Origin of the sequence: Spirosoma utsteinense, assembly GCF_014282275.1 — a bacterium.
In the GTDB taxonomy this organism is placed as follows: Bacteria; Bacteroidota; Bacteroidia; order Cytophagales; family Spirosomataceae; genus Spirosoma; species Spirosoma utsteinense.
Genome location: NZ_VFIA01000013.1, coordinates 150,264 through 175,094, shown reverse-complemented (window position 1 = coordinate 175,094; position 24,831 = coordinate 150,264). Strand labels below are relative to the sequence as shown.

Below are 24,831 nucleotides of genomic sequence, written 5' to 3'. Positions count from 1 at the left end.
TTGCCAAGATGTCGGGCTCCCGAGTCCAATACCCTATTACCATGAACTGGCGTGCTGGGTTCAAGCGCTCAGCCTCCTCTCGAAGATTATGAAACAGTTTATAAATCCGGCCACATTGGTGATTCTGCTGGCCTTTTTTATCACCGCCTGTGGCGACAAGAAGGATGACCAGCAGCAACAGGCTCCACCCCCCACCGCCGTGTCAGCCATAAAGGCGACGAAAGGCAGTGCTACGTATTACGATGAATTTCCGGCAACGGTAACGGCGCTGCTCGAAGTAGAGATTCAGCCGCAGGTAGCAGGCAACATCACCGGAATTTTCTTCCAGGATGGGCAGCAGATTCGAAAAGGGCAGAAGCTATATACCATCGACGCCCAGCAGTACCGCGCGGGCTACGACCAGGCGGTAGCCAACCTGAACGTGCAGAAAGCGAACCTTAACCGGGCCCAGAAAGATGCTGACCGGTATAATACACTGGCGCAGCAGGACGCCATTGCCCGGCAGGTTGTCGACAATGCATCGGCTACACTCGAAGCATCACGCATGCAGGTCGAAGCGGCCCAGGCCAACATACGGCAGGTAGCTACGAGCCTGAAGTACACGACGATCTACGCCCCGCTGGATGGTACCATCGGTATTTCGCAGGTACGCCTGGGAGCCGCTGTGGCTCCCGGTTCTGTGCCGCTCAACACCATTTCGTCCGATAATCCGATTGCGGCTGACCTGCAGGTCGATGCGGCTGAGATTCCGCGTTTTCTGAAATTGCAGAATCAGAAACAGGTAGGGCGGGACTCAACGCTGGTACTGGTAATGCCCGACGGCAGTACCTACAAATACCCCGGTTCGGTTCGCATCGTTGACCGCGCTGTTGACCCACAAACGGGAACGTTGCGCGTTCGGGTAGCTTTCCCTAATCCTGACAAAGAGTTGAAAGTAGGTATAAACGCCAATCTTCGGGTTAAGAACAATACCGGGCAGCAGCAGTTGCTGATTCCCTATCAGGCCGTAACAGAGCAGATGAGCGAATACTTCGTGTTCGTGGTGGGCGACAGCAGCAAAGTGACTCAGAAAAAAGTGACGCTGGGTGCCCGGATCAATGATAAAGTAATCGTGAAAGATGGCCTCAAGGAAGGAGAGGTGGTAGTCACGGAGGGCACACAGAAAATCCGCGAAGGAGCTAAGGTACAAGTAACGTCAAAATAGGACAAGAGGGAGGAAAGGGACGAGCGGGAACGGGGAAGAGTTACTTCCTTTCATCCTGCTCCTTCCGCTCGTCCCTTTCCTGACCCCAAATTATGTTCGCAGAAATATTCATCAACCGACCAGTTACAGCCATCGTCGCGTCGATCGTGATCGTCATGTTAGGCGTGCTGGCTTTATTGAGTTTGCCGGTCAGTCAGTATCCCGACATTACGCCCCCGGTGGTGCAGGTAACGGGTACGTATACGGGTGCCGATGCGCAGACGGTGGAACAGACGGTGGCAACACCCATTGAAACCCAGGTGAATGGTACGCCCGGTATGGATTACGTCCAGACCAACTCTACCAACGACGGCCGTATGAGCATGAACGTGACCTTCAAGGTAGGTACCGATGTGAACATTGCCGCCCTCGACGTTCAGAACCGGGTTGGTATTGCGCAGCCACAATTGCCGCAGGAGGTAACCCGTCTTGGTGTTGTGGTACGTAAGCGTAACCCATCGCTGTTTATGCTGGTTGCGATGTACTCGCCCAAGGGCACGCACAACGTTTCGTTTTTAGATAATTACACGAACATCTATATCCGGGATGCGCTGCTGCGGGTGCCGGGGGTGGGCGATATATTCAGCCGGGCTGATGATTTCAGTATGCGGATCTGGCTCAAACCCGACCGCCTGGCGCAGTTGGGGCTAACACCGGAGGATGTCGTGGCAGCCCTCCAGGAGCAGAACCTGCAAGTGGCGGGTGGCTCGGTAGGGGCCTCTCCGCAACCAGCAACCCAGGCGTTCGAGTATTCGGTCTTTACCAACAGCCGACTCAGTAAGGAGGAGGACTTTCGGAAAATCATCGTTCGCAGTGAACCGACTACAGGGTCGCTGGTCCGTCTGGAAGATGTTGCGCGGGTTCAGCTGGGTAAGTTCTCCTATGCCAGTAACTCGTTCGTCGACGGCAAGCGCGCATCCTATCTGCTGGTATACCAGTTGCCAGGCAGTAACGCACTGGAAACGGCGAAAGGGGTTTATGCCGCGATGGATAACCTGAAAAAGACCTTTCCGAAAGACATTGAATATGTGGTGCCTTTCGAGTCGGTATCGGTTATCCAGGTGTCTATCGGCGAGGTTATCAAAACGCTGGGGGAAGCCCTGGTGCTGGTTATCCTGGTTGTGTTCCTGTTTCTGCAAAGCTGGCGGGCTACGCTGATTACGCTGCTGGCCATACCCGTATCCATTATCGGTACGTTCGCGCTGTTCGTGCCGCTTGGTTTTACCATCAATACGCTGACGCTCTTTGCGTTCGTGCTGGCCATCGGTATCGTGGTCGATGATGCTATTGTGGTGGTGGAGGCCGTTCAGGTCAATCTCGACAAAGGCATGAATCCCAAGGAAGCCACCAGAGAGGCCATGCGAGAGATTTCGGCTCCGGTAATCGCCATTGCCCTGATTCTGGCTGCGGTGTTCGTGCCGGTAGGCTTCATTCCCGGCATCGTCGGTCGGCTTTATCAGCAGTTTGCCATTACCATTGCTGTTTCGGTATTGATTTCGGCGTTCGTGGCTTTGTCGCTCACACCAGCCTTGTGTACGCTGCTGCTTAAGCCCATGCACATCGACGAGAACGCTACCGGTCTCAACAAGTTTTTCTATAAGTTCAACCAGTGGTTCGAGCGAGTGACGAACGCCTATTCGAACGGAGTGAGACGGCTTATAAAAGCTACGCCACTGGTTATTGTCGGGCTGGTCGTTTTGTATATAGGAACGGGGCTTATGTTCCGTGCCAAGCCAACCGGCTTTATCCCGACGGAAGACGAGGGACGGCTGATCATCACCTACGAAATTCCTGAAGCAGCCTCAACCACGCGTAGCCTTGAGGTACTCCAGAGAATCATGGCTATTCTGAAGAAGCAGCCTTATGTGAATCACTTTGCGGCACTGGGTGGGCTTAACGCTATTACGTTTGCTTCCAAGTCGAACAGTGGTACGGTCTTTATGCAGCTGAAACCCTGGGAAGAGCGGAAGGAGCGGAATATGCAGGCCGATTCGCTGGTCGTTAAACTGCAAAAGGAACTGTCGGTGCTGAACGATGCCCGCCCGCAGGTGTTGCAGCCGCCTGCCATTCCGGGTCTGGGCCAATCGTCGGGCTTCACCTTCGAGATTCAGCAGCGCGAATCGAATGACGATGTTCGGGCGTTCGATAACGTCGTGCAGAATTTTCTGGCGGAGGCTAATAAACGCCCCGAAATTTCCCGTGCCTTTACTTACTTCACGGCCAAATCGCCGGCCTACCGGGTCGATGTAGACCGTGATAAGTGTAAGAAACTGGGCATACCCGTCAGTTCGGTATATACCACGATGCAAACGCTGCTGGGTAGTCAGTATGTCAACGACTTCATTATTTACGGACGTAAATTCCGGGTAGTCGCCCAGGCCGACACCATGTACCGGGCCGATATAAAAGCTCTCAACCAGTATTATGTCCGGAATGGAGCCGGTCAACTGGTGCCTATCAGTACGGTTATCAAAACCAGTGTCATTGAAAATGCTCCGCTGATCTCGCACTTCAACCTCTTCCGCTCGGTCGAACTGAATGGGGGTGCCAAACCGGGATATAGTACCAGTCAGGCCAACGACGCCCTCCGCGAAGTGGCTGCCAAGGTGTTGCCCGCTGGCTACTCCTATGATTTTGGTGGGCTGAGCCGTGAAGAGATCAATGCAGGCAGCAGTTCCATTTACATCTTCATGCTGTCGATTGGCTTCGTATTCCTGTTCCTGGCCGCCTTGTATGAAAGCTGGTCGGTACCCTTTTCGGTATTGTTGTCAGTACCAATCGGTGCATTGGGTGCTATTACGGCGCTGATCATTTTCCCGTACCTCACAAACAACGTGTATGCCCAGATCGGTCTGATCACGCTGATTGGTCTGGCCGCTAAAAACGCCATCCTGATCGTGGAGTTTGCCAAAGAGCGCGTTGATAGGGGTGAGGATTTGATGGAGTCGACGATGGAAGCGGTTCGCCTGCGACTGCGCCCGATCTTAATGACTTCGCTGGCCTTTATTCTCGGCGTACTTCCGCTGGCCATCGCCACCGGCGCGGGGGGGGTGGCCCGGGCAACCATTGGCCGGACGGTGTTGGGGGGTATGCTGGCAGCAACCTCACTGGCTATCTTCGTGGTGCCGGTACTCTACGTAGGGATTACCCGCCTGGCGTATGGCAAGAAAGGGCTGGCTAAGCTGAGAGAGAATGGCAAAAAGGAACAAAAGCCGGTAGAACAACCACAAATGGTTGATAAATAGCGGACTGCCACCGGTTAGCCCCTAAAAAAACCGACCAACACCATTACCGTACGTGATGGTGTTGGTCGGTTTTTTTAGGGGCTAACCGGAAAATACTGACTGCTTAACCCTCCCAATGGATAGGCATCCGCACGCGTACCAGCGTGCCACGCTTAGGTTCGGTTTCAATTTCCACGCTGGCGTGTATCAGATCAGACAGACGTTTTACAATCTGTAAGCCGATGCCTTCACCCTGGTTAAGCGGGTCTTTTTGTTTCGCCAGCACGGGCCCCGGTGGTATCTCATGAGCGTCTGACGGAACAACAGAAACGGGTTCGGCATGCTCGGGACCGAGGGCGCTGGTACCATCGACCGTCGGTTTCAACTGCTGTACCAGTAGTTTGGTTAACTCGCTGGATAAACCAGGCCCCGAATCCTGTACACTCACCGTCCAGCGGGCATCTCCTTCCTGAGACCAGGAAACGGATATAAAGCCCGTAGGCGTATATTTCAGCGCATTGACCATCAGGTTCTGAATAATACGCTGTAGTTTCACTTTATCGGTTTCTACAACCAGCGCGTCCGGGCCGTCCAGCAGGAGCTTGAGCCCACGCTCACTGGCAATAGACTGAGCTCCTTCTACCAGTTCCGTCAGCAACTGGCCCGCGTCAACGGCCTCAATGCTTACAACTTCCTCGCCTGCTTCCAGCCTTGACAAGTCCATCAGGTTGCTCAGCATCGACTGAATATTATTCAGGTTCCGGTTCAGCATGTCCAGATACTGCTCCCGCTCCTGCTCGCTCAGTCCCTCCGTTTTGAGCAGGTAAGCGGCACTGTTCACAATGCCGAAACTGCTGCGCAGATCATGGGAAGAAGTGCGCAGGAGGCTACCTCGCTGGCGGGATATCTGTGTCATCTGGTCAATGGCCAGTTGCAGTGCCGAGGCCCGGTTGGCGGCTTCGAGTTGCTGGAGTTCATCGTATTTATGCACACTGCCGTGCATGGCTTCTCCCATCAGCTGAGCAATCTCTCGCTGAGCCAGCAAAAGGACGCGAAGGTCGGTTGTGGGGACAAGCTTCAGGTAAGATTCCAGTTCTGCATACAGCGTTTGGGACAAATGGTGCAGTTCCTGAAGTGTATCGGATAGGCGAAGTGCTTTTTTCCAGCGGTGAAGGCCATGTGAACTGGCTGTGATACCCATGTCGGCTTCGGGCTGCTGGTTGAGCAGGCGCTGCTCCAGAATATCCAGTACGATAGGCAGCAGGTTATTGAATTCTTCGCGGCTCAGCGAGGAGATCTTGCCCAGATTGGCGTCCTGTTCGCAGGCTGTACGCCAGTTGTTGAGGATGGCTTCCCGACGGGAAAACAAATAAGAAACCAACTCTGCCAGGGGTGGCGGTGTGTCAGAAGGAATAGATGACATAAGTAGCGGAAATAAGGGTTCCAGGTGCAGTCAAATAGGCCGAAAGCCAACAGACTGTATGGATAGATTGTGGGGATGCTGAGTATAGTAGGTACTAAGAGAACAGTTTTACGGGATAAATGGCTTTTAGTCAACGAAAAAAGTAGCGAAAGGGGCTCTCCGAAGAAGACTATTGATGGGGTTCGACAGCATTTAGCTTTAGCCATTTCCAATCCATTACCCATCGATCAGGCGTTGACTACAAATGTGTACGTTGCCAGGTCCCTGTCGCCTTTGTGCCGCATGTTCATGACCAAAGCGGCCTTGAAGATGCGGTCGCGCTGGTTCTGGGGTTCGTCCGGGAAGAAAAGTTGTGTCGTCAGTACCGGTTGTCCGGGAGCTTGTAGCTTCACATGAAAATGGCGGGTGCGGCCCGGATACAGCCCCGGCATAACGGTTTCCATCTGAAAATATCCGCGCTTGTCGGTGTATTGGTGACCGCGCAGGCGAAATCCCCGGTTGTCGTAGTGGCCCTCCGCATCAGCCTGCCACCAGTCGAGCAGTACGTTCGCAACGGGTTGACACTTCGTGTTCAGCACACGGCCGCTCAGTACGACTACCGTTCCGGCCATCGACTGCTCCAGGAGGTTGGAACGTTCCGGCGATCGGGGCGAGAAAAAAGGGCCTTCTTCCAGCGGTGGTGTGGGTTCATCGTGGTCGTCGCAGGGTGGTGTGGGTAGCAATGATCTGGGTGACCGGCGACTGGCCGAGAAAAAGCTAAGCAGGGGCAAGGTGGCCAGCAAAGCGAGAAGCCGGCGTCGGGTCGTTTCCATGAAGCGTTTGATCTTTTCTGACGAAGTTAGGCATAAAACCTGCTCGTTTTTTGTGCCTGATCGTCTACCGCTGACCAGCTTTACTATATAGTTTGTGGGGAGCTAATATTTAGCAGATAATGTATTGATTTGCAGTACGTTATCCTTTTATCTTAGCGAACTAATAAAGGGGTATTCATGTTTATTTAATACCCTACTCAACTATCTTTTCATGCCTGATTTCAAGCCCAGCCTTATTCTGTATACGGCCGATTCGCTCAACGAACGGGGTGAATCTGTATTGGCCAGCTACCCCGATGCTGAAACCCTCGAAGTAACGCAGCATAACCGATTACCTGAACTCGGAATGAACCATTACAAGGTAAAGTCCGATGTGCTGGTACTGGGAAAGCTCAAGACAAAAGAGATCAAATGGAGCGGACGTAGTTCAGACTATATCGCTCCGAGCCTCGCCAACGGCTGTTTCGGCGGCTGTGCCTACTGCTATGTCGACCGGCATAAGAAAGTAAATCCGATCACGCTGTTTACCAACGTCGAGGATATTATGAATACGGTGGATAAACACGTACTGGCGCTGCCGTGGCCCAAGCCTGCCAACCAAACCGATGCTTCCTACTGGACGTATGACATCGGCTGTAATTCCGATATATCGGTCGATTACGGCCTGTCTGATGGTGTTCGTCAAGTGTTTGAGTTCTACCGCGACCACCCCCGTGCCAAGGCCACCTTTGCCACCAAGTTCGTGAATCGGGCTATGCTCGATTTCGACCCGCAGCGCAAGGTCCGCATCCGGTTCAGCCTGATGCCGGCCCATGTCAGCAAATTGGTCGACGTCCGCACCGACAGCATAGAAACGCGTATTGCCGCCATCAATGACTTCTACGAAGCAGGCTATGACGTACACGTGAATTTTTCGCCTGTTATCGTGTACAGTGGCCCCGATGGCGACCCCAAAGCATGGCGTGACGATTACCGCGCTCTATTTCGGCAACTGGATACGGCACTGCGCCCTGAGGTGAAAGCTCAACTACAGTGTGAGGTGATTTTTCTGACCCACAACCAGGTACAGCACCAGGCAAACCTTGCCATAAATCCGAAAGCTGAAGAACTGCTTTGGGTGCCGTCTCTGCAGGAAAGTAAGGTTAGCCAGTTTGGGGGTTGGAATATCCGGTATGATCATCAGCTTAAGGGCAAAATGATCGACGTATTCAGCCGGATGGTCAGCGAAGAAATTCCGTGGTGTGGTATCCGGTATATTTTTTAAACCGATATCAGCGATGGGTGATACGCACAGGCTATCACCCATCGCTGATATCGGTTAATCGACACTGTTTGCGTTTTTCTTCGAATTATCGGCCCTGTCATTTGCCGGTTTTTCGGTAGTCTTCTTAGTCGAACGCTGTTTGCTGCCGCTTTTGCCGGCTTTGCCTTCTTCTTTCTGATTGATGTGACTGTTGCCACCGCCCGTTTGGGGCGAATAATACTTGATGGAAAAATTCATAGCCTTGATTGGTTTTAGAGTAAATGATAACTCCGGCTAACCAGATTGACCTGCTAGTTCGTGTGACTGCCGCCTTTGCTGCCCCCCGTTGACCCACCAGCGCTGTGTGATCCTTTTTTGCTGCTTTTGTGGGAGGTCGAACTGCGGCCATTCCCTTTCTGGCCGTGCTGGGTACCATTATCCTCGTTGCCAGTGATACGCTGACCCTCATACTCTTTTTCCACTTTCTCTAATGTCTTGTCTGGCATAACGTAGACCAACGATTGGTTGGTGATTAAGTGTTTGTTCTGCCAAATAACTAGAGCAAGTAAACTGATGTTTGCACAAAAAAGCGCTCATCGATGGTTGGCGAGCGTTTTGGTCAGGTATTTTTGAATGGCCCTGTGTGAATTGGCACTGGATCAGCCACTTCCTGCGGCTCGGATTAGGCCACCTTGAATCCGGACAGGCACGCCGATTGGGATTGCGAGTGAGGAACTGGTCCGGCATACAGTCGGGGAACCGGCTGCGACAAGCGTAATTTTTGATTTAAGGCGACAGAAACCAACGTATAAACGGAGTACTCTCCCTCTGTAGTAGATATAATTTAGTTCGTTTTGTTAATTTCTTCTTAATTTTTACTGAAATTGTCTAGTTGCAGAGTTGTTATATAAGCAGATACTAGTAAAGGTCAATTCAGCGTACATTATGAAGAAGATACGTGAAGGTTTTAGCAAAGAAGCCGTTGGTATATGGGGTAATCCAATCAGCAAACTTGTCGAGAATAAACTAACACTGAGCCATGACCTGGCCGAACTGCATTTGTACGAAACGTTTCAGGCGGCCAGTCGGATCGAGTTACAATTCGATACGCCCGTGATGACCAGTATGTTGAGCGGAAAAAAAAGTCGTTTATCTGGATAATCAACTGCCCTTCGATTACCACCCCGGCGAGTCGCTGGTGATGCAATCCAGCAAACGGATTCACGTCGATTTTCCTGATGCTACCATCGATGCACCAACCCGCTGTCTGGCACTGACTATTTCCGATGAGTTCATCCGGCAAACCGTTTCGGAACTGAACGAGCAGGTAGACCGCGTTGAAACAACCGATCAGTGGCGGCTGAATACCGACAGCTACCGACTGCAAAACGATCCCGAAATCAGTTCGCTGATCGATAAGCTGACGCGGCTCTTTCGTGAGAACAACCCGTTCAAATCGTTCTTTATCAAAAATACCCTCAAAGAACTCATCGTGCGCCTGTCGCAGATCCAGGTGCGGTCCGATTTGCTGACCACTACCCATCAGCATGTCAACACGAACAGGCTGGCTTACATTGTCGCTTATATCCGTGAGAACGTAACCCGTTCCCTGTCGATAGAAGAACTCAGCGATAAGGCCTGTCTGTCAAAATCTCATTTCTTCCGGCTTTTCAAAAGTGAACTAGGCGTTTCTCCCGCGCAGTTCATCCTGACCGAACGGATCGGGCGGGCCAAAATCATCCTGAGTAATCCCGCCAAAAGTATTACCGACGCCTGTTATGAATCGGGCTTCAACAGCCTGACTCATTTCAGCAGTGCTTTCCGGTCGGTCGAGCGGATGTGTCCCCGTCAGTTTAAACGCCAACTTTTTGTGGTAAGCTAAGCGGCAAAGCGTGTACCTTCCGGCCGTTTGCTTATCTTTGGTTAGTGATGACAACACAATCTGCTTCAAAAGCGGCCTTCACCCGGCATACGCTTGATTTCATGGCCGACCTGGTCAATAACAACCACCGGGAGTGGTTCCACGCCAACCGGAGTCGGTATGATGCTGCTAAAGCCGAATTGTGCGGGGTAGTGGAGCGGGTACTGCTGGAGATGAGCGCTTTCGAGCCGCTGGCGAATACCGCTGTCAAGGATTGTATCTTTCGTATTAATCGGGATATTCGTTTTTCGAAAGATAAAGCCCCGTATAAATCCAATCTGGCTTTTGCGATTGGACCCGGTGGTCGTCATTCCGGACGGATTGACTATTACGTTCAGATTCAACCCGGCAATCAATCGTTTTTGGGGGCTGGCATGTGGCAGCCGACGCCGGCCAATCTGGCCAAGTTTCGTCAGGAAGTCGATTACAACGTTGGTGAGTTAAAAGACATTATCGAAGCCGATGCTTTTCGGGCGTATTTTCCGGAGGTGTCGGGCGAGGTAATGAAGACAAGCCCGAAAGGGTACGCGGCCGATCACCCCGAAATTGATTTGCTTCGCCGGAAAGAACTTTTTTTCATCCATCGGTATACGGATAAAGAGGTCCTTAAACCGAATTTTGCCAACGAACTTGTACGCGGGTGCCAGCTTCTCAAACCCTACTGTGATCTACTGAACTACCTGTTCTTTGAGGAGAAAGAAGAACCGATCACCCTATAATTCAACCCCTTTACGTGCTATGAAAGCCTATGTTATTTTTCTGGCCGGCCTGTTGGTCACAGCAGTTGCTCAGGCCCAGACAACACCTTCTCCTCAGTTAGGGTTAGGGTACACCTATAAAGTTGAAACCGGGGTTTCGGGCAAGCAGGTGTACATTAGTGGACAGCGGCCTTACAATGCCAATGGCGAACTTGTTGGGGTTGGTGACCTGTCGGCGCAAACGCAGCAGGTGTTTCAGAATCTCGTAGCTGCCCTGGAGCGGGTGGGTATGACCATGCGTAATGTCAAACAGGTTACCTATCATCTGAAGGGCGTTCCCGGGCAGGTGAACCAGTCGTCATCCCAACTAGCTTCCACTATCGGTACTAGTTTTTTTGGGCAGGTAGCGCCCGGTGTTCAGGAAGTAAAAAGTATCGAAAAGATCATCCGCGATGACATGCTTATCGAAGTAGAAGTAGTAGCCGTGAAATAACGGACTGTCGTAACTGGCTACACGACAGAAAAGCCCGATCCAGGTCGGGCTTTTCTGTTGTGTAGAGGAAACTGCTTTAGGGAGGGAAGCCCAGGTTAAACGGCTTCGATCATAGATACCGCTTTGGCTTCCAGTCTGGTTTCGCCCATCAGGTAGCAGTCGGCAGCCCGTGCCGCTTCGCGTCCTTCGGAGATAGCCCAGACAACCAGCGACTGTCCCCGACGCATATCGCCGGCGGCAAATACTTTTGGATTGGCTGTTGTCTGGTATTTTGTCGTTTTCACGTTGCCCCGCTCGTCATACTCCAGACCGAGGTCGTCCAATAATCCGTTATGCTGGGGATGGAGAAAGCCGGCTGCCAGCAAGGCCAGTTCGCAGGGAACATCGCGCTCCGAACCGGGTAACTCGACCATCTGCATCCGGCCACCTTCATTCTGCCACGTCAGGTCAACCAGACGGAGTGCTTTCAGGTTTCCATGTTCATCACCAATAAAGGCTTTCGTGTTGATAGACCACTGGCGCTCGCACCCTTCTTCGTGGGAGGTGCTGGTACGGAGCATCATAGGCCAGTTAGGCCAGGGCGTGTTAGCCGCCCGTTCTTTGGGTGGCATAGGCATCAGCTCGATTTGCGTCACGCTGGCCGCTCCGTGCCGGTTAGACGTACCCACACAGTCGGAACCCGTGTCGCCCCCGCCAATGACAACGACGTTCTTGCCCGTTGCCCATAACTCACCATCGCCATAGGGTGCGCCCTGATGATCGACCTGCACAGGCAGACTGGCATTGCGTTTGTTTTGCTGGCTCAGGAATTCCATAGCTGGGTAAACGCCTTTCAGGTCACGGCCGGGAATAGGCAGATCGCGTGGAACGGTCGAACCGCCGGTAAGCATTACCAGGTCGAACTGTTCCATCAAATCAGCGGCTTTCACATCAACGCCGACATTAACGCTGGTTTTAAACAGAATTCCTTCGGCTTCCATAACCGCCAGCCGCCGGTCGATGGTCCATTTTTCGAGCTTGAAATCGGGGATGCCGTAGCGCAGCAGGCCGCCAATCTGATCGGCCCGTTCGAAAACGGTTACGGTATGGCCCGCTTTGTTGAGCTGAGCGGCAGCGGCCAGTCCGGCCGGACCGGAACCGACGACGGCTACCTGCTTGCCTGTCCGGACTTTCGGCGGGGTGGCTTTTACGTATCCTTTCTCAAAGGCTACCTCGGCAATCGATTTTTCGATGAACTCGATGGCAACGGGTGGTTTGTTGATACCCAGCACACACGACGATTCGCAGGGGGCAGGGCAGATACGACCCGTAAATTCGGGGAAGTTATTAGTCGTGGCCAGAATCTCGTAGGCGTAGGCCCAGTTCTGCTCATAGACTGCGTCGTTAAACTCCGGGATAATATTACCCAGGGGGCAACCACTGTGGCAGAATGGCGTGCCGCAGTCCATGCAGCGTGCCGCCTGCCGTTGCGAATCCTGCTCCGAAAAAGGCACTTCAATTTCTTTGTAGTCGTGAATGCGCTGCTGCGGGTCTCGCTTTTTAGGCAACTCACGCGTAAACTCTAAAAATCCGGTAGGTTTTCCCATTGGTGACGGTATGCTAAATAGTAAGTGCCGTTTACGTGAACCGCACGAATGTTTCCTTAATGACTTTACTGGACGGTTTCCAATAGTTGCTTACTTAATAGGCTGAAGGCGACGCTGAGTGGCGACTCTTATGCCTGTAGCTCCATCTCTGGAACATGCAAAATCGCCCGCTGTTGATCAATCTTTTTGATTTGATTTTGCCAAAGCGTTTCTACGGCAATTGTCTTTCCACTGGCCAGGGTAAAGCCTGCAATCTCGTAGAAAGCGGCTTTACCCTGGTTTTGGGGATGAACGTGATCTACTAGAAAACTGGTCAGTTTTCGATCAGATACATCAGCATTTTGCGCATTAGGCAACTGCATTACCCCTGCGTCACATCCACCGTAATGTCCTGATAAACGACACTTTTGTCGCGGATTTGATCGGCCAGCGAAATACCCCGTCCGGCGAGTGCCTGGCGGAAATCGGCGGGCATAACCTTCACGAACCGGCTAATCTGCTTGTCCCAGTCCTGCATCAGCGCCAGGGCTACATTACTGGTGGTGTACTCGAAATGCTTTTCGACATACTCGCGTACAATGCCGTGGTCTTCGTCGTTGAGCGCATCCAGGCTGACCATTTCCATGTTCACCTTCGAGGCAAATGTGCCATCCTGATCGTATACATAGGCTACACCCCCCGACATACCGGCGGCAAAGTTGCGGCCCGTCTGTCCGAGAATAATGGCCAGGCCACCGGTCATGTACTCCAACCCGTGATCACCTACACCTTCAACGACTACTTTAGCCCCCGAGTTACGAACACCGAAACGCTCGCCTGCCATACCCCGGATAAAGGCTTCGCCCGAGGTTGCTCCGTAGAATGATACATTACCGACAATGCTGTTTTCTTCGGGTTTGAACTGGGCGGTCCGGTCCGGATAAACGATCAGCTGCGTTCCGCAAAGGCCCTTGCCGAAGTAATCGTTTGCATCGCCTTCCAGCTCCAGTTTAATACCGGCGGTGGCGAAGGCACCGAAACTCTGCCCGGCCGTACCCCGTAACTTGATATGGATCGTACCATCGGGCAGGCCCGGACCACCATACAGTTTGGAGATTTCGTTGGACAACATCGTGCCGATACTCCGGTCGATGTTTTTTACCGTGAATTCACCATATACCGATTCTCCCGAATCGAGGGCCGGTTTGGCAAGTTTGATCAGTTCCCGGTCGAGGACGTGTTCGAGTTCGTGGTTCTGCTCTTCCTGTTTGTACAGGGCCACGTCGAGGTTTGTGGGCTCTTTGTAGAGCAAGGCGTCGAGGTTGATGTTTTTGTATTTCCAATGGGGCAGGTCGCTGCGCAGTTCGAGCATCTGAGCCTGGCCAACCATCTCGTTGACCGTGCGGAAACCCAGTTCAGCCATGATCTCGCGTAACTCGGTAGCGATGAACGTGAACATGTTTACGACATGCTCCGGCTTGCCCGTAAAGAGGGCACGAAGTTCCTTGTTCTGCGTTGCCACCCCCACCGGGCAGGTGTTCAGGTGACATTTACGCATCATAATACAACCCGCAGCTACGAGTGCCGCGGTGGCAACCCCAAACTCTTCAGCGCCGAGTAGCGCAGCTATCGCCAGGTCTCGCCCCGTCCGCATCTGTCCGTCGGCCTGCACCGTTACGCGGCCTCTCAGTTTGTTGCGAACCAGCGTCTGGTGTGCTTCGGCCAGCCCCAGCTCCCACGGTAAACCGGCGTGGCGGATACTGGACAGGGGAGACGCACCCGTACCACCATCGTGTCCTGAGATCAGGATATGGTCGGCATGAGCCTTGGCAACCCCGGCAGCAATGGTTCCGACACCGGCTTCCGATACCAGCTTGACACTGATACGCGCATCGCGGTTAGCGTTTTTGAGGTCGGAGATCAGCTGGGCAAGATCCTCGATCGAATAGATATCATGGTGGGGTGGGGGCGAAATAAGGCCAACACCGGGGGTCGAGTGACGCGTCCGGCCAATCCAGTCGTCGACTTTAAAGCCGGGCAACTGGCCACCTTCGCCGGGTTTGGCACCCTGCGCCATCTTGATCTGCAGTTCGCGGGCATTGGTCAGGTAATGGCTCGTTACGCCGAAGCGGCCCGATGCTACCTGCTTGATACCCGAGTTCATGCTGTCGCCGTTGGGTAGCGTCTTATAGCGCAGTTCATCTTCACCCCCTTCGCCGGAGTTGCTTTTCCCGCCGATACGGTTCATTGCAATGGCCAGCGTCGTATGGGCTTCCCAGGAGATCGACCCGAACGACATAGCTCCCGTAGCAAACCGCTTGAAAATGCTCTCGATGGATTCGACTTCCTCGAGGGGTACGGCCGTTCCTTTCTTGAACTTCAGCAGACCACGCAGCGTAATGGCCTTCTGCGACTGGTCGTCGATGAGCTTCGAATATTTCTTAAACAGAGAGTAGTCGTTTCGCTGGGTCGACTGCTGCAGCAGGTGGATCGTATCAGGGTTGAAAATGTGCTTCTCTCCCCGTTGTTTCCATTGGTAAATACCGCCCACTTCCAGTCGCGGTGCCGAGACGGGCATATCCGGGAAGGCCACACCGTGACGAATCAGAATCTCGCGGGCAATTTCGTCCAGCCCCATGCCGCCAATACGCGATACGGTGCCGGTGAAATAACGGTTCACCACCTCTGAATTCAGACCAAGGCACTCGAAGATCATAGCACCCTGGTACGACTGAAGCGTGGAGATACCCATCTTCGAGAAGATCTTGAGCAGCTCGCCGTTTACTGCTTTTACGTAGTTTTTAAAGAGCTTGTCGAGGTCATAATCGACCTGTAACAGCCCTTTCTCTTTCATATTGGCAATTGTCTCGAAAGCCATGTACGGGTTTACTCCCGACGCGCCGTAGCCAATCAACGTGGCTACATGGTGGGTCTCCCAGACGTCGCCGGCTTCCACCACGATACCAATCTTGCCGCGCAGGCCGCGCTGAATCAGGTAATGGTGAATCGCTGATGTGGAGAGTAGCGAAGGAATGGGGGCGTGGCTGGAGTCGATGGCGCGGTCAGACAGGACCAGAATCGAGTAACCGTCCTGAATGGCATCTTCAGCATAGCGACAGATGCGGTCCAAAGCCCGTTCAAGGGATTTACCGTGGCCATCGGCGGTAAAGAGACAGTTGATCGTTTTCGCCTGAAACTTGGGCCGGTCGATAAATCGTAGTTTGTCGAACTCCTGGGTTGTCAGTACCGGCTGGTCGAGTTCAACCTGCCGACAGTGTTCCGGTGATTCGCTCAGCAGGTTGTAGGTCGCCCCAACGAACGAGATCAGCGACATTATAGCCCGTTCCCGAATGGAGTCGATCGGCGGGTTGGTGACCTGCGCAAACAACTGCTTGAAGTAATGACTAAGGTGCTGGCTTTGCTCCGACAGAACCGCCAGCGGTACATCGGTACCCATAGAACCGAGGGCTTCTTTGCCCGTTTCGACCATGGGGCCGAGAATCATGCGCAGGTCTTCGGAGGTAAAGCCGAACGCCTGCTGCATGCGCATCAGTTTAATAGGATCGTAGTTGCTGTAGGTCCGAATGGGGGCTTCCAGATCCTGAATTTTAATCTTGTTCTCGTTCAGCCAGGTCTGGTAAGGCTTGCGTGAACTGATCTGTTCCTTAATCTCTTCATCGGCAACGATACGGCCCTGCTCCATGTCGACGAGGAACATTTTGCCCGGCTGAAGACGACCCTTCGAAACGACGGTAGCCGGATCGATATCTAGTACGCCCACTTCAGAAGCCATAATGACAATGTCCTGATCGGTTACCCAGAACCGCGACGGACGCAGTCCGTTCCGGTCGAGGGTAGCACCCACTATGCGGCCATCGGTAAATGAAATCGACGCCGGTCCATCCCAGGGCTCGATAAGTGCCGCATGGTATTCGTAGAAAGCCTTCCGAACGGGGTCCATCTGTTCATTACCATCCCAGGCTTCCGGGATCAGCATCATCATGACGTGCGGCAGTGAACGGCCGCTCATAACGAGTAATTCGATGGCGTTATCGAGGTTAGCGGAATCAGACTGCTTCGGATCGCAGATCGGCAACAGCATGTCCATCTCATCCTTGGTGAAGTTCGCTGATTCGAGCAGCCCTTCGGCAGCTTTCATCCAGTTAACGTTACCACGAACGGTGTTGATTTCGCCATTATGGGCAATGTAGCGGAAAGGCTGTGCCAGCTTCCAGGACGGGAAGGTGTTGGTCGAAAACCGGGAATGTACCACTCCCAGCGCAGACACGACATCTTCGTTTTGGAGATCCGGGAAATAGGGCTCCAGCTGAAGGGTTGTCAGCTGCCCTTTGTACGTAATAGTACGGCAGGAGAGCGACGAAAAGTAGAAGGTATCGACACCGGCAATCGTTTCGTTGATGATGCGGGTGCTGTAGTTACGCAGAATGTAAAGTTTACGCTCAAAGTCGTCGGGGTTGGTGATGTCGGCCGGGCGCTTGATAAAGACTTGCTCCATCTGCGGTTCTGCCGAACGCGAACCGCTGCCCAGATCGCTGTTGTTGACGGGTACGACCCGGTAGCAAAGCAGCTCCAGTCCAAGCCGTTTCATCTTCCGGTTCAGTACCGCCCGGCACTCTTCGCGCAGCCATACATCTTTCGGAAAATAAACCATTCCCACGCCATAGTCGAGCGCGGGTGGCAGATGAACGCCCAGTTTACGGGTCTCGTCCAGGAAAAATTCATGCGGGATCTGAATAAGCAGACCCGCCCCGTCGCCGGAATTGGCTTCGGCACCAACGGCACCGCGGTGCTCCATGCGCCGAAGCATCTGGAGCGCATCGGCTACGATCTGGTGAGACTTGCGGCCTTTAATGTGGGCCACGAAGCCGATGCCGCAATTGTCGTGTTCAAACTCGGGGCGGTACAAGCCGGTAGCCGGAGATGCTGACTGCTCAGATCCTTGTTGGAATTGTACGGCGTTGGGTTGGTCAACCTGATCAGACATGGTCGTAACAGTGTTGGGTTGTGCTTTCCGATTTTACCAGCTTATTATGAAAGTGGCAAAAAAAGAACGCGATTTTTAAGAAATTCAAAAATTAAAGGGGCCACAGCGGGTAATCAAATCAGAAGATAAAGGCTGGGCTGACGAGTGTTTGTGACAAAGTCATGCAATATACTACTAAAAAAATTTGGCAAAAACAGACTTCTACAGAATTTAATAATCAAAATTGCTAATTATGATTTTGATTATAATTGTTCTTTGAAAGTGAATATTATGGACATCTGGTTACCATAAATCACACAGTGACACCGTATAGACAGTATTGGCCAACCAAGCATAAACTATCAATATAGTTTACTGAAAACTGACGTTTGGGTCCGAAACAGAACAGCTTTCTGTAAATAAAGCGACTGATTAGGCCATCAGCGGTGTTTCTGGTGGAAATAGACCAGTGGTGTAATGGGTATTAGTAGGAATTGTACAGATGTACGCTTGGGTCGATGAATACCCTTGCCAGTCATCTGACGAACTGTTCCGGACGTTTGTTGCCGCCCCACTGAAGCGGGTAAGAGAGCGGACGATTGTAGAGAATCGCTTTGCTGTGCGTCAAACAGAAAAAGCCACTCCGACGAGTGGCTTTTTCTGTTTTTTTGGTGATCCGGCTGGGATTCGAACCCAGGACCCATACATTAAAAGTGTATTGCTCTACCAGCTGAGCTACCAGATCGTTTCCCCGATTTGGGAATGCAAAAGTACGGTTTCAAATTCAGAATGGCAATAGGTGACTTAAAAAAAAGTTACATGTTGCGTTAATTTTACGGCCTCCACAGCCTCCCGAACGTCGTGGACCCGTAAAATGGAGGCCCCTTTGAGCAAGGCCACTGTATTCAGTACCGTAGTGCCGTTCAGCGCTTCATTGGCTGTGATACCCAGTGTTTTCCAGATGGTTGTCTTGCGGGAAATACCCACCAAGACAGGCTCTTCGAAGAAGTCGAACGCGTCGAGCTTATTGAGTAAATGAAAATTTTGCGCGGGCGTCTTGGCAAAACCGAATCCGGGGTCGATAATGACATCATGAACGCCTGATGTACGTAGAGCGGCCAGTTGACTAGCGAGCTCATCGATTACCTCCGTCACGATGTGATCATAGGTAGCCAGCGACTGCATGGTTTGCGGAGTACCCCGCATATGCATCAGTACATAAGGCACGTTGAGCAGGCTGGCGACCGTTTCAAACATGGCTGGATCGAGGGTGCCGCCCGATACGTCATTGATCAGGCAGGCACCGGCATCGATAGCCTGGCGGGCTACCGATGCCCGAAACGTATCGACCGAAATGAGGGCATCGGGAAACGTTTTCAGGATAGCGTCAATGACCGGCACGACACGGTCGGACTCCTCGCCTGCACTTACTTCGGCGGCACCGGGGCGGGTCGAGTAGCCGCCAATGTCCAGAAACGTTGCCCCATCGGCCAGCATTTTCCGGGCTGTTTCAACAGCCTGCGCCGTGGCAATACGGCTTCCTGAAAAGAACGAATCAGGCGTTATATTGAGAATTCCCATGACCGCAGGGATGGTCAAATCGACCAGCTTTCCCCGGCAATTCAGCGTTTTTTTCGTAACTTTCGACAATTTCAGTTGATTGGTTTGATGTTTGTAGTTTATCATTGACGAACGCAGGCGACGAACTGTACATTCAGGTAGCTCCGCCATCAGGGACGGGCAAAACCGAGCAAACCCACGAAAGCAAGTGTCCCAAACCGAAACCGAATATCGACACATTATCCAGCGCTGCAAGGAGTTATTTCTTAAAAAGAATAAGGACTACGGCACCGCCTGGCGAATTCTGCGATTGCCCAGTATTACCGATCAGATCTTTATTAAAGCCCAGCGCATTCGAACCCTACAGGAAACCGGTGTCAGCCTGGTAGGCGAAGGCATTGAACCCGAGTTCGTCGGGATTATCAATTACTGCGTTATGGCCCTGATTCAGCTACAGTTTCAGTCGGAGCCCGCAGGCGGGGAGGGCACAGCCCGCATGGACATTCCAACCGATGAACTCGAACACCTTTACGACAGCCAGGTGGAGCAGGTGATGCACTTACTTTTTGCCAAGAACCACGACTATGGGGAGGCCTGGCGCGACATGCGCGTTAGTTCCATGACCGATATTGTTCTGATGAAACTGCTGCGCACCAAACAGATCGAGGATAATAAGGGGAATACGCTGGTGTCGGAGGGCGTAGAGGCCAATTATATGGACATGATCAACTACGCTGTTTTCTGTTTAATAAAACTGCAATCGAATTAGACAGGATTACAGGATTTTACCCGTATTCGTCGTTATACTGTTCATGTTGTAATCCGGTTAAACCAATGAATCCAACTGCTGCCCATCCTAAACTAAAAACCGGTACACCACCCATGCTTTGGGCGGCCCGAATAGCCCGCTTTCTGGTGGGTATCGTCTTTATTTTCTCTGGTCTGATCAAACTCAACGATCCTGTTGGGACACAAATCAAGTTTGAGGAATACTTTGAGGTCTTTGCGCTGGACATTCCGCTGCTGCATGATTTTTTTATGGGGCTGGTCCCGTTTACGCTGACGATGTCGGTGCTGTTCTGTGCGGCCGAGATTATTCTTGGCGTGGCACTAATGGTCTCCTACAAGCCTAAAGTCACTACCTGGCTGTTGTTCTTCCTGATTGTGTTCTTTACGTTCCTCACCTTCTATTCCGCGTATTTCAATCGCGTAACCGACTGTGGCTGTTTTGGGGACGCTATCAAACTAAAACCCTGGACCTCGTTCGGGAAGGACGTTGTGCTGACGGTCCTGATCCTGTTCATCATTGGACACCGCAACCGCATCAAACCCCGCAATACCGGCTGGCTCGTTGGTTTGACAGCCGTGTTTACACTGGGGTTGGGTATTTACGCTATCCAGTTTCTGCCACCCCTCGATTTGCTGCCCTACGCCGTTGGAAAGAGCATCCCGGCACAGATGAAACCATCGGAGCCCCTACGGTATAAGTACGTGATGGAGAAAGGGGGCAAGACCCAGACGTTTGAGACATACCCGACCGATACGACGTATAAGTTCAAGGAAATGGTCCTGGTCAACGAGGGCGCCAAACCTAAAATCACGGACTACCGCGTCTGGAATGACAACCTGGAAGGTGATTTTACCCAGCAGACGTTTACCGGTAATAAGCTGTTTGTGATCGTTAAAAGCACGAAGGACATAGATGCGGGCAGTATCCCCGCTATTCGCTCGTTGGTTCGTGGTTTGCAGTCGTCGTCCATAGAAACCTATATCCTCACGTCGGTCAGCGACGACGAAATAAACGCATTCCGCACCCAGTATCAACTCGATATCAAGTATTATAAAGTAGATGCTACCGTACTGAAAACCATTATGCGCTCCAATCCCGGAACATGGTTGATGAAAGAGGGTGTGGTGCTTGGCAAATGGCATTTTAACACCACACCGGATGCGGAGACGGTCAGGAAACTGGTGAATTAGTGATTGAGCGAACGGGTGAAAAATATCTATCTGATTGGCATGCCTTCGTCGGGCAAAAGCACACTGGGGAAGCGTATTGCCGATACTCTCCATTATCGATTTGTCGATACCGACCGGATCATCGTGCGCGAAGAAGGCCGGTCGATCGCCGAGATCTTTGCCAAATCGGGAGAGGACTACTTTCGAGAAGCCGAACGGCGCGTTCTGCGCACCATCCGGCCAGGTAATAGTCTGGTGATTTCAACCGGGGGTGGGATGCCCTGCTTCCATGACAACATGACGTACATTAACGCAACGGGTGTCTCAATTTTTTTGGATGTGCCGGTAGACGTGTTGTACAGTCGGATGCTGGCCCATGCGCAGCATGACCGGCCGTTGTACAGCCACAAAGACCCGGAGTTACTCCGTAGCCTTCAGCAGCGGTACGAAATCCGGTTCCCCTTCTATAGCCAGGCCAATGTGATCGTTCCCGGCGAAACCAGCGAGGATGAGATACTAAGGCGGGTAGGTGAGTGGTTATAAGCTGGTCTGGAAGCAGGAAGGGCAAGCACGAACGTTCGTGTTTGCCCTTCCTGCTTCCAGACCGACGACTTTTAAAAGAACACGCCGAATGATAAGGCAACGTTCGTGTTATTATTCGAGAGTAGGCCCGATCCGTAATCGCGGGGGTCGTTCAAGGTATAAGGCGTATAAGCCGACGTGAATGAGGTAACGGCTCCGGAAACATCGGCAAAGAAGCGCGTATTGCGTACACCAATGCCGGCGCTATAGACCAGCCGCTGGCGGTCGGCCGCAGTCAGGCCATCCAGGTTTTGTTTGTAAGCACTGGGCAGATAAGCAAGACCGGCACGGGCACGGAACAAACCGACCCTAAATTCGCCACCCACCCGAACATTCACCGTATTCTTGTAGGTTTCCTGAATTTCGTTTCTGTTATCGTCCCGGAAGGCCTGATTGTCGGCTGCGTTCTGGCTGTAGCTTGTGTTGACGCGCATACCCGAATACCCGACATACTCGACAGTCCCCGTTAGAAAACCTTTGCTTCCAAACAGATAGGTGAGGCCTCCTGACGCCCGTAATGGGCTGGTAATCCGGAAATCGAAATCGTTGGGATCGACATCGACCTGACGGGAATCAGGAATCAAGAACGAGCCATCATCTCGCGGTATTCCGATCGGATCGATCGCCAGCGACTGGTTGAATGTCTCCTGATAGGATGTAAAAGTGGGTGAGGTAACGGTCACCCCAACCTGTATGTTCTGGTCAGGTTTGTAAATGGCACCAACGGTAAGGCCAACGCCGTTTCCTTTAACGGTATACGAAGATGTCTCGTCGAAACCGCGAAACACCTGCCCGCCCAGATAGGTCTCCGAAAAAATCTGGGTATAATCGAAGCGGGTACGGGTAAAGTTAAGGGTACCGCCAATATAAAGCTTGTCATCCAGGTTACCTGCATAAGACAGGCCCCACTGCGACTGTGCTCCTGTGGACTGGTAGCTGGCCTGCTGAGCGGCCGGTCTGCCCTGGTCGAAACGGGTATAAACAGTTCCATTCTCCTGCGTGGGATTGACAAGGAATAGCTGATAAGCAGCAGCTTCCAGGCTACCGGCAGTGCCTACTACCTGATTCCCGGTAGGGGGTGTATAGTCCTGATCCAGTTGCCCTGATGGGACATTGAAACTGTTTACATTGGCTACGTAGCTATCGGCCAGGGAGCTACGGTTATTTGTCCCACGCAGGATAAACTGGTTGGAGAAGTTAGCCTGTTGAGAATACGTAATGCCAAACGTTGTTCGGCGTACGCGCGTGCTGTTGCGTGGATTGCCCGCAAAGATGAGCGAAGCCTGCCCAATACTTCCTTGTGTTTTGTTCGCACTCGTTGTCTGGCCCAGGAAGTTGGCGCTTACATCGGTGATCCGAAAGGACGGAGTGATACTGAGTTCCGACCGGTTATAAAAGCCCAACCCCGCCGGGTTACCGAAGGCGTTGCTGGCATCACCTCCCAGCGCGGCATGATTTCCGCCCAGACCTTGAAAGCGGGCTGTCCCATTGGTCGTTTGATCGGCGTAACGGAAGGCATCACCGGCGTACTGTCCGTAACTAACCACAGCTGTCATCAGCAGGCCTGTGGTTAAAAGTATGCATTTGTTCATTGAGAAAATATGAAGTAAAGGGTGCGTCGTATGGGTAAGACAGGATCGGTGGCAAACCGTTTAAATACACCTACTCACTAAAACGAAAAATCCCGCCGATTGTCATTATCGGCGGGATTTTATTTCGTTAACCAGTGTGTCGGCTGTTACCGTGGACCACGCGAGCCACCCCGGCTACCGCCACCACCACCCGAAGAGGGAGCGCTGGCTGCTGGCGCACTGTAGCTCGGCGATGGGGCACTGTAGCTACCCCGGCTCTGACTCTGGCTCTGACTTTGGTAAGAAGGCTGCTGATAGGTAGACTGCGACTGCCGTTGATAACTTGGCTGGCTGTAGCTACCCCGCGACCCGCTGTTCACGTCGGTAGGTGTATAGCTGCTACCCCGGCTGTTCTGACGGGGACGAGCGTAGTAATCACTGCTGGAACCGCTGCTATACGAAGGGGCCGTCGTTGTGCTGGTGCTGCCCGAACGGCCGCTGCTGCTGGCTCCGTTGTCATAATAGTACGTACCACGGCTATTTTGACGCGGTGCTGCGTAATACCCATTGTTTGAACCTCTAGTCGCATTGGCTGTCGACGCGTTCCCCGAACTGTTTCGTGGAGAGTAGTACGTATTCGTACTGCCATCTGATCGGCGACCACCACTGTTGTTGACCGACCGTGGTGTGTTGACGAACGAGTCATTATAACGACTTGACGAGCGATCATACCGGGGACCATACGTCCGGTTGTTCCGGTAAGGATCAGCACCTGATACGATGACATTGTTTACGATTGCAGGCCGACCAAAGCCACCACCGTAATAACCACCGCCGTAAAACGGTGAGTAAAACGAGTTGAAGCCGCCACCGTAGTAAGAAGAGTAGAACGGATCGTAAAATCCACCGCCGTACCCATACCCGCCGTACCCGCCAAATCCACCGTAAGCCAGTGAGTTGCCGTAGAAGGGCGAGTAGAAAGGACTGCCGAAGCCCATACCGAAACTGTTAAACCCACCAAATGCACCCATACCTAAGCCTAGGCCCAATCCGTTGTAAAAGCCGGTATTATTAAAGCCCCAGCGGTTCCAGCTATAAGCCGACGTGCTGGCTGCATTATAGCCGTTTGCGAAGCCGGAGTTGTAGCTGTCCTGATCGTTCCAGCCCGGATCGGGCGACAGGCCCCGGTTGAGTTTGCGGGCGCTCAGGTCTGCATAGTATTCGTCAGTATTGGCGCTGTTACCCTCCTGATCATCTGTAAATTCAGGGTTGTCGTTCAGGGCCGACCGCTGCCGGTCCAGCCGTTGCTGCTGACGGCTGGGTCGCTGTGCTACTGAAGGGGCATCCGACGAGTTGCTGGCATACACTGACGCGGTCGCAGAGTTACCATACAAATCGTCTACTTCGCCGACGTTCTGCGCGGTCTGGCGGCTGGAGGAGCAACTCCAGAACCCCATGAGCGCGGCCAGCGTCAGGTAGCGATATAAACGTTGCGTTTTCATTTGGCAAGGGAATTTTATCGTGAATTCTGTGATATGTACCGTCTCATGTAC

Annotated in this window: 20 protein-coding genes and 1 tRNA gene; 10 read left to right on the top strand and 11 right to left on the bottom strand. The window is 52.6% G+C overall.

Annotation, left to right across the window (positions count from 1 at the left end):
• Positions 1-88 precede the first annotated feature (88 nt).
• Together FH603_RS12790 and FH603_RS12785 are read left to right on the top strand one after the other, a co-directional pair.
• A complete protein-coding gene (locus tag FH603_RS12790) occupies positions 89-1,204 on the top strand; it encodes an efflux RND transporter periplasmic adaptor subunit (protein WP_186737911.1) in 1,116 nt (371 codons plus the stop codon).
• A gap of 92 nt (positions 1,205-1,296) precedes the next feature.
• Complete coding sequence (locus tag FH603_RS12785; RefSeq protein ID WP_186737910.1) at positions 1,297-4,488, top strand: efflux RND transporter permease subunit; 3,192 nt, start codon at positions 1,297-1,299, stop codon at positions 4,486-4,488.
• 103 nt (positions 4,489-4,591) lie between these two features.
• On the opposite strand, the gene FH603_RS12780 is transcribed toward FH603_RS12785, so the two are convergent.
• Together FH603_RS12780 and FH603_RS12775 are read right to left on the bottom strand one after the other, a co-directional pair.
• On the bottom strand, positions 4,592-5,890 hold the full coding sequence (locus tag FH603_RS12780; protein WP_186737909.1) for a sensor histidine kinase: 1,299 nt from the start codon (positions 5,888-5,890) through the stop codon (positions 4,592-4,594).
• Between the two features lie 227 nt (positions 5,891-6,117).
• Positions 6,118-6,702, bottom strand: coding sequence for a dioxygenase family protein (locus FH603_RS12775; protein WP_186737908.1), 585 nt, complete (start codon positions 6,700-6,702; stop codon positions 6,118-6,120).
• Between the two features lie 211 nt (positions 6,703-6,913).
• On the opposite strand from FH603_RS12775, the gene FH603_RS12770 reads away from it, so the two are divergent.
• Entirely contained in the window at positions 6,914-7,966 is a 1,053-nt protein-coding gene (locus FH603_RS12770) for a spore photoproduct lyase family protein (protein WP_186737907.1), read from the top strand.
• A 54-nt stretch (positions 7,967-8,020) separates the two neighbouring features.
• Here the strand turns inward: FH603_RS12770 and FH603_RS12765 are convergent, their stop codons facing one another.
• Both FH603_RS12765 and FH603_RS12760 read right to left on the bottom strand, forming a co-directional pair.
• Entirely contained in the window at positions 8,021-8,203 is a 183-nt protein-coding gene (locus FH603_RS12765) for a hypothetical protein (RefSeq protein WP_186737906.1), read from the bottom strand.
• Between the two features lie 53 nt (positions 8,204-8,256).
• Complete coding sequence (locus tag FH603_RS12760) at positions 8,257-8,451, bottom strand: hypothetical protein (protein WP_186737905.1); 195 nt, start codon at positions 8,449-8,451, stop codon at positions 8,257-8,259.
• Positions 8,452-8,890: 439 nt separating this feature from the next.
• Between FH603_RS12760 and FH603_RS28565 the strand changes: the two genes are divergently transcribed.
• From FH603_RS28565 to FH603_RS12745, 4 genes are read left to right on the top strand one after another with little or no spacing between them, the layout of a single operon-like run.
• A complete protein-coding gene (locus FH603_RS28565) occupies positions 8,891-9,106 on the top strand; it encodes a hypothetical protein (protein WP_244968002.1) in 216 nt (71 codons plus the stop codon).
• 37 nt (positions 9,107-9,143) lie between these two features.
• Entirely contained in the window at positions 9,144-9,827 is a 684-nt protein-coding gene (locus tag FH603_RS12755) for a helix-turn-helix domain-containing protein (protein ID WP_342355215.1), read from the top strand.
• 47 nt (positions 9,828-9,874) lie between these two features.
• A complete protein-coding gene (locus tag FH603_RS12750) occupies positions 9,875-10,585 on the top strand; it encodes a DUF2461 domain-containing protein (protein ID WP_186737904.1) in 711 nt (236 codons plus the stop codon).
• Positions 10,586-10,604: 19 nt separating this feature from the next.
• On the top strand, positions 10,605-11,057 hold the full coding sequence (locus FH603_RS12745) for a RidA family protein (RefSeq protein WP_186737903.1): 453 nt from the start codon (positions 10,605-10,607) through the stop codon (positions 11,055-11,057).
• Between the two features lie 95 nt (positions 11,058-11,152).
• Here the strand turns inward: FH603_RS12745 and FH603_RS12740 are convergent, their stop codons facing one another.
• The 5 genes from FH603_RS12740 to folP all read right to left on the bottom strand — a co-directional run bounded on the left by FH603_RS12740 (position 11,153) and on the right by folP (position 19,256).
• Positions 11,153-12,643 carry a glutamate synthase subunit beta gene (locus FH603_RS12740; protein WP_186737902.1) on the bottom strand — a complete coding sequence of 497 codons (1,491 nt, stop codon included), beginning with the start codon at positions 12,641-12,643 and terminating at the stop codon, positions 11,153-11,155.
• A 128-nt stretch (positions 12,644-12,771) separates the two neighbouring features.
• Complete coding sequence (locus tag FH603_RS12735; RefSeq protein WP_186737901.1) at positions 12,772-13,005, bottom strand: DUF6883 domain-containing protein; 234 nt, start codon at positions 13,003-13,005, stop codon at positions 12,772-12,774.
• Positions 13,005-17,627 carry a glutamate synthase large subunit gene (gltB, locus tag FH603_RS12730; RefSeq protein WP_244968001.1) on the bottom strand — a complete coding sequence of 1,541 codons (4,623 nt, stop codon included), beginning with the start codon at positions 17,625-17,627 and terminating at the stop codon, positions 13,005-13,007. The genes FH603_RS12735 and gltB overlap by 1 nt, the downstream gene beginning before the upstream one ends.
• 648 nt (positions 17,628-18,275) lie before the next feature.
• Positions 18,276-18,351: transfer RNA gene (locus FH603_RS12725), tRNA-Lys, on the bottom strand.
• 59 nt (positions 18,352-18,410) lie between these two features.
• A complete protein-coding gene (gene folP, locus FH603_RS12720; RefSeq protein ID WP_186737923.1) occupies positions 18,411-19,256 on the bottom strand; it encodes a dihydropteroate synthase in 846 nt (281 codons plus the stop codon).
• 118 nt (positions 19,257-19,374) lie between these two features.
• Between folP and FH603_RS12715 the strand changes: the two genes are divergently transcribed.
• From FH603_RS12715 to FH603_RS12705, 3 genes are all read left to right on the top strand, one after another.
• Positions 19,375-19,935 carry a DUF1599 domain-containing protein gene (locus FH603_RS12715; RefSeq protein WP_186737900.1) on the top strand — a complete coding sequence of 187 codons (561 nt, stop codon included), beginning with the start codon at positions 19,375-19,377 and terminating at the stop codon, positions 19,933-19,935.
• A gap of 65 nt (positions 19,936-20,000) precedes the next feature.
• Positions 20,001-21,146: a BT_3928 family protein gene (locus tag FH603_RS12710; RefSeq protein ID WP_235985387.1), complete on the top strand. Its 1,146-nt coding sequence runs from the start codon at positions 20,001-20,003 to the stop codon at positions 21,144-21,146.
• 15 nt (positions 21,147-21,161) lie between these two features.
• On the top strand, positions 21,162-21,668 hold the full coding sequence (locus FH603_RS12705) for a shikimate kinase (protein ID WP_186737899.1): 507 nt from the start codon (positions 21,162-21,164) through the stop codon (positions 21,666-21,668).
• Positions 21,669-21,739: 71 nt separating this feature from the next.
• On the opposite strand, the gene FH603_RS12700 is transcribed toward FH603_RS12705, so the two are convergent.
• Together FH603_RS12700 and FH603_RS12695 are read right to left on the bottom strand one after the other, a co-directional pair.
• A complete protein-coding gene (locus FH603_RS12700) occupies positions 21,740-23,299 on the bottom strand; it encodes an OmpP1/FadL family transporter (RefSeq protein ID WP_186737898.1) in 1,560 nt (519 codons plus the stop codon).
• A 146-nt stretch (positions 23,300-23,445) separates the two neighbouring features.
• A complete protein-coding gene (locus FH603_RS12695) occupies positions 23,446-24,780 on the bottom strand; it encodes a hypothetical protein (RefSeq protein WP_186737897.1) in 1,335 nt (444 codons plus the stop codon).
• Between the last annotated feature and the right edge of the window lie 51 nt (positions 24,781-24,831).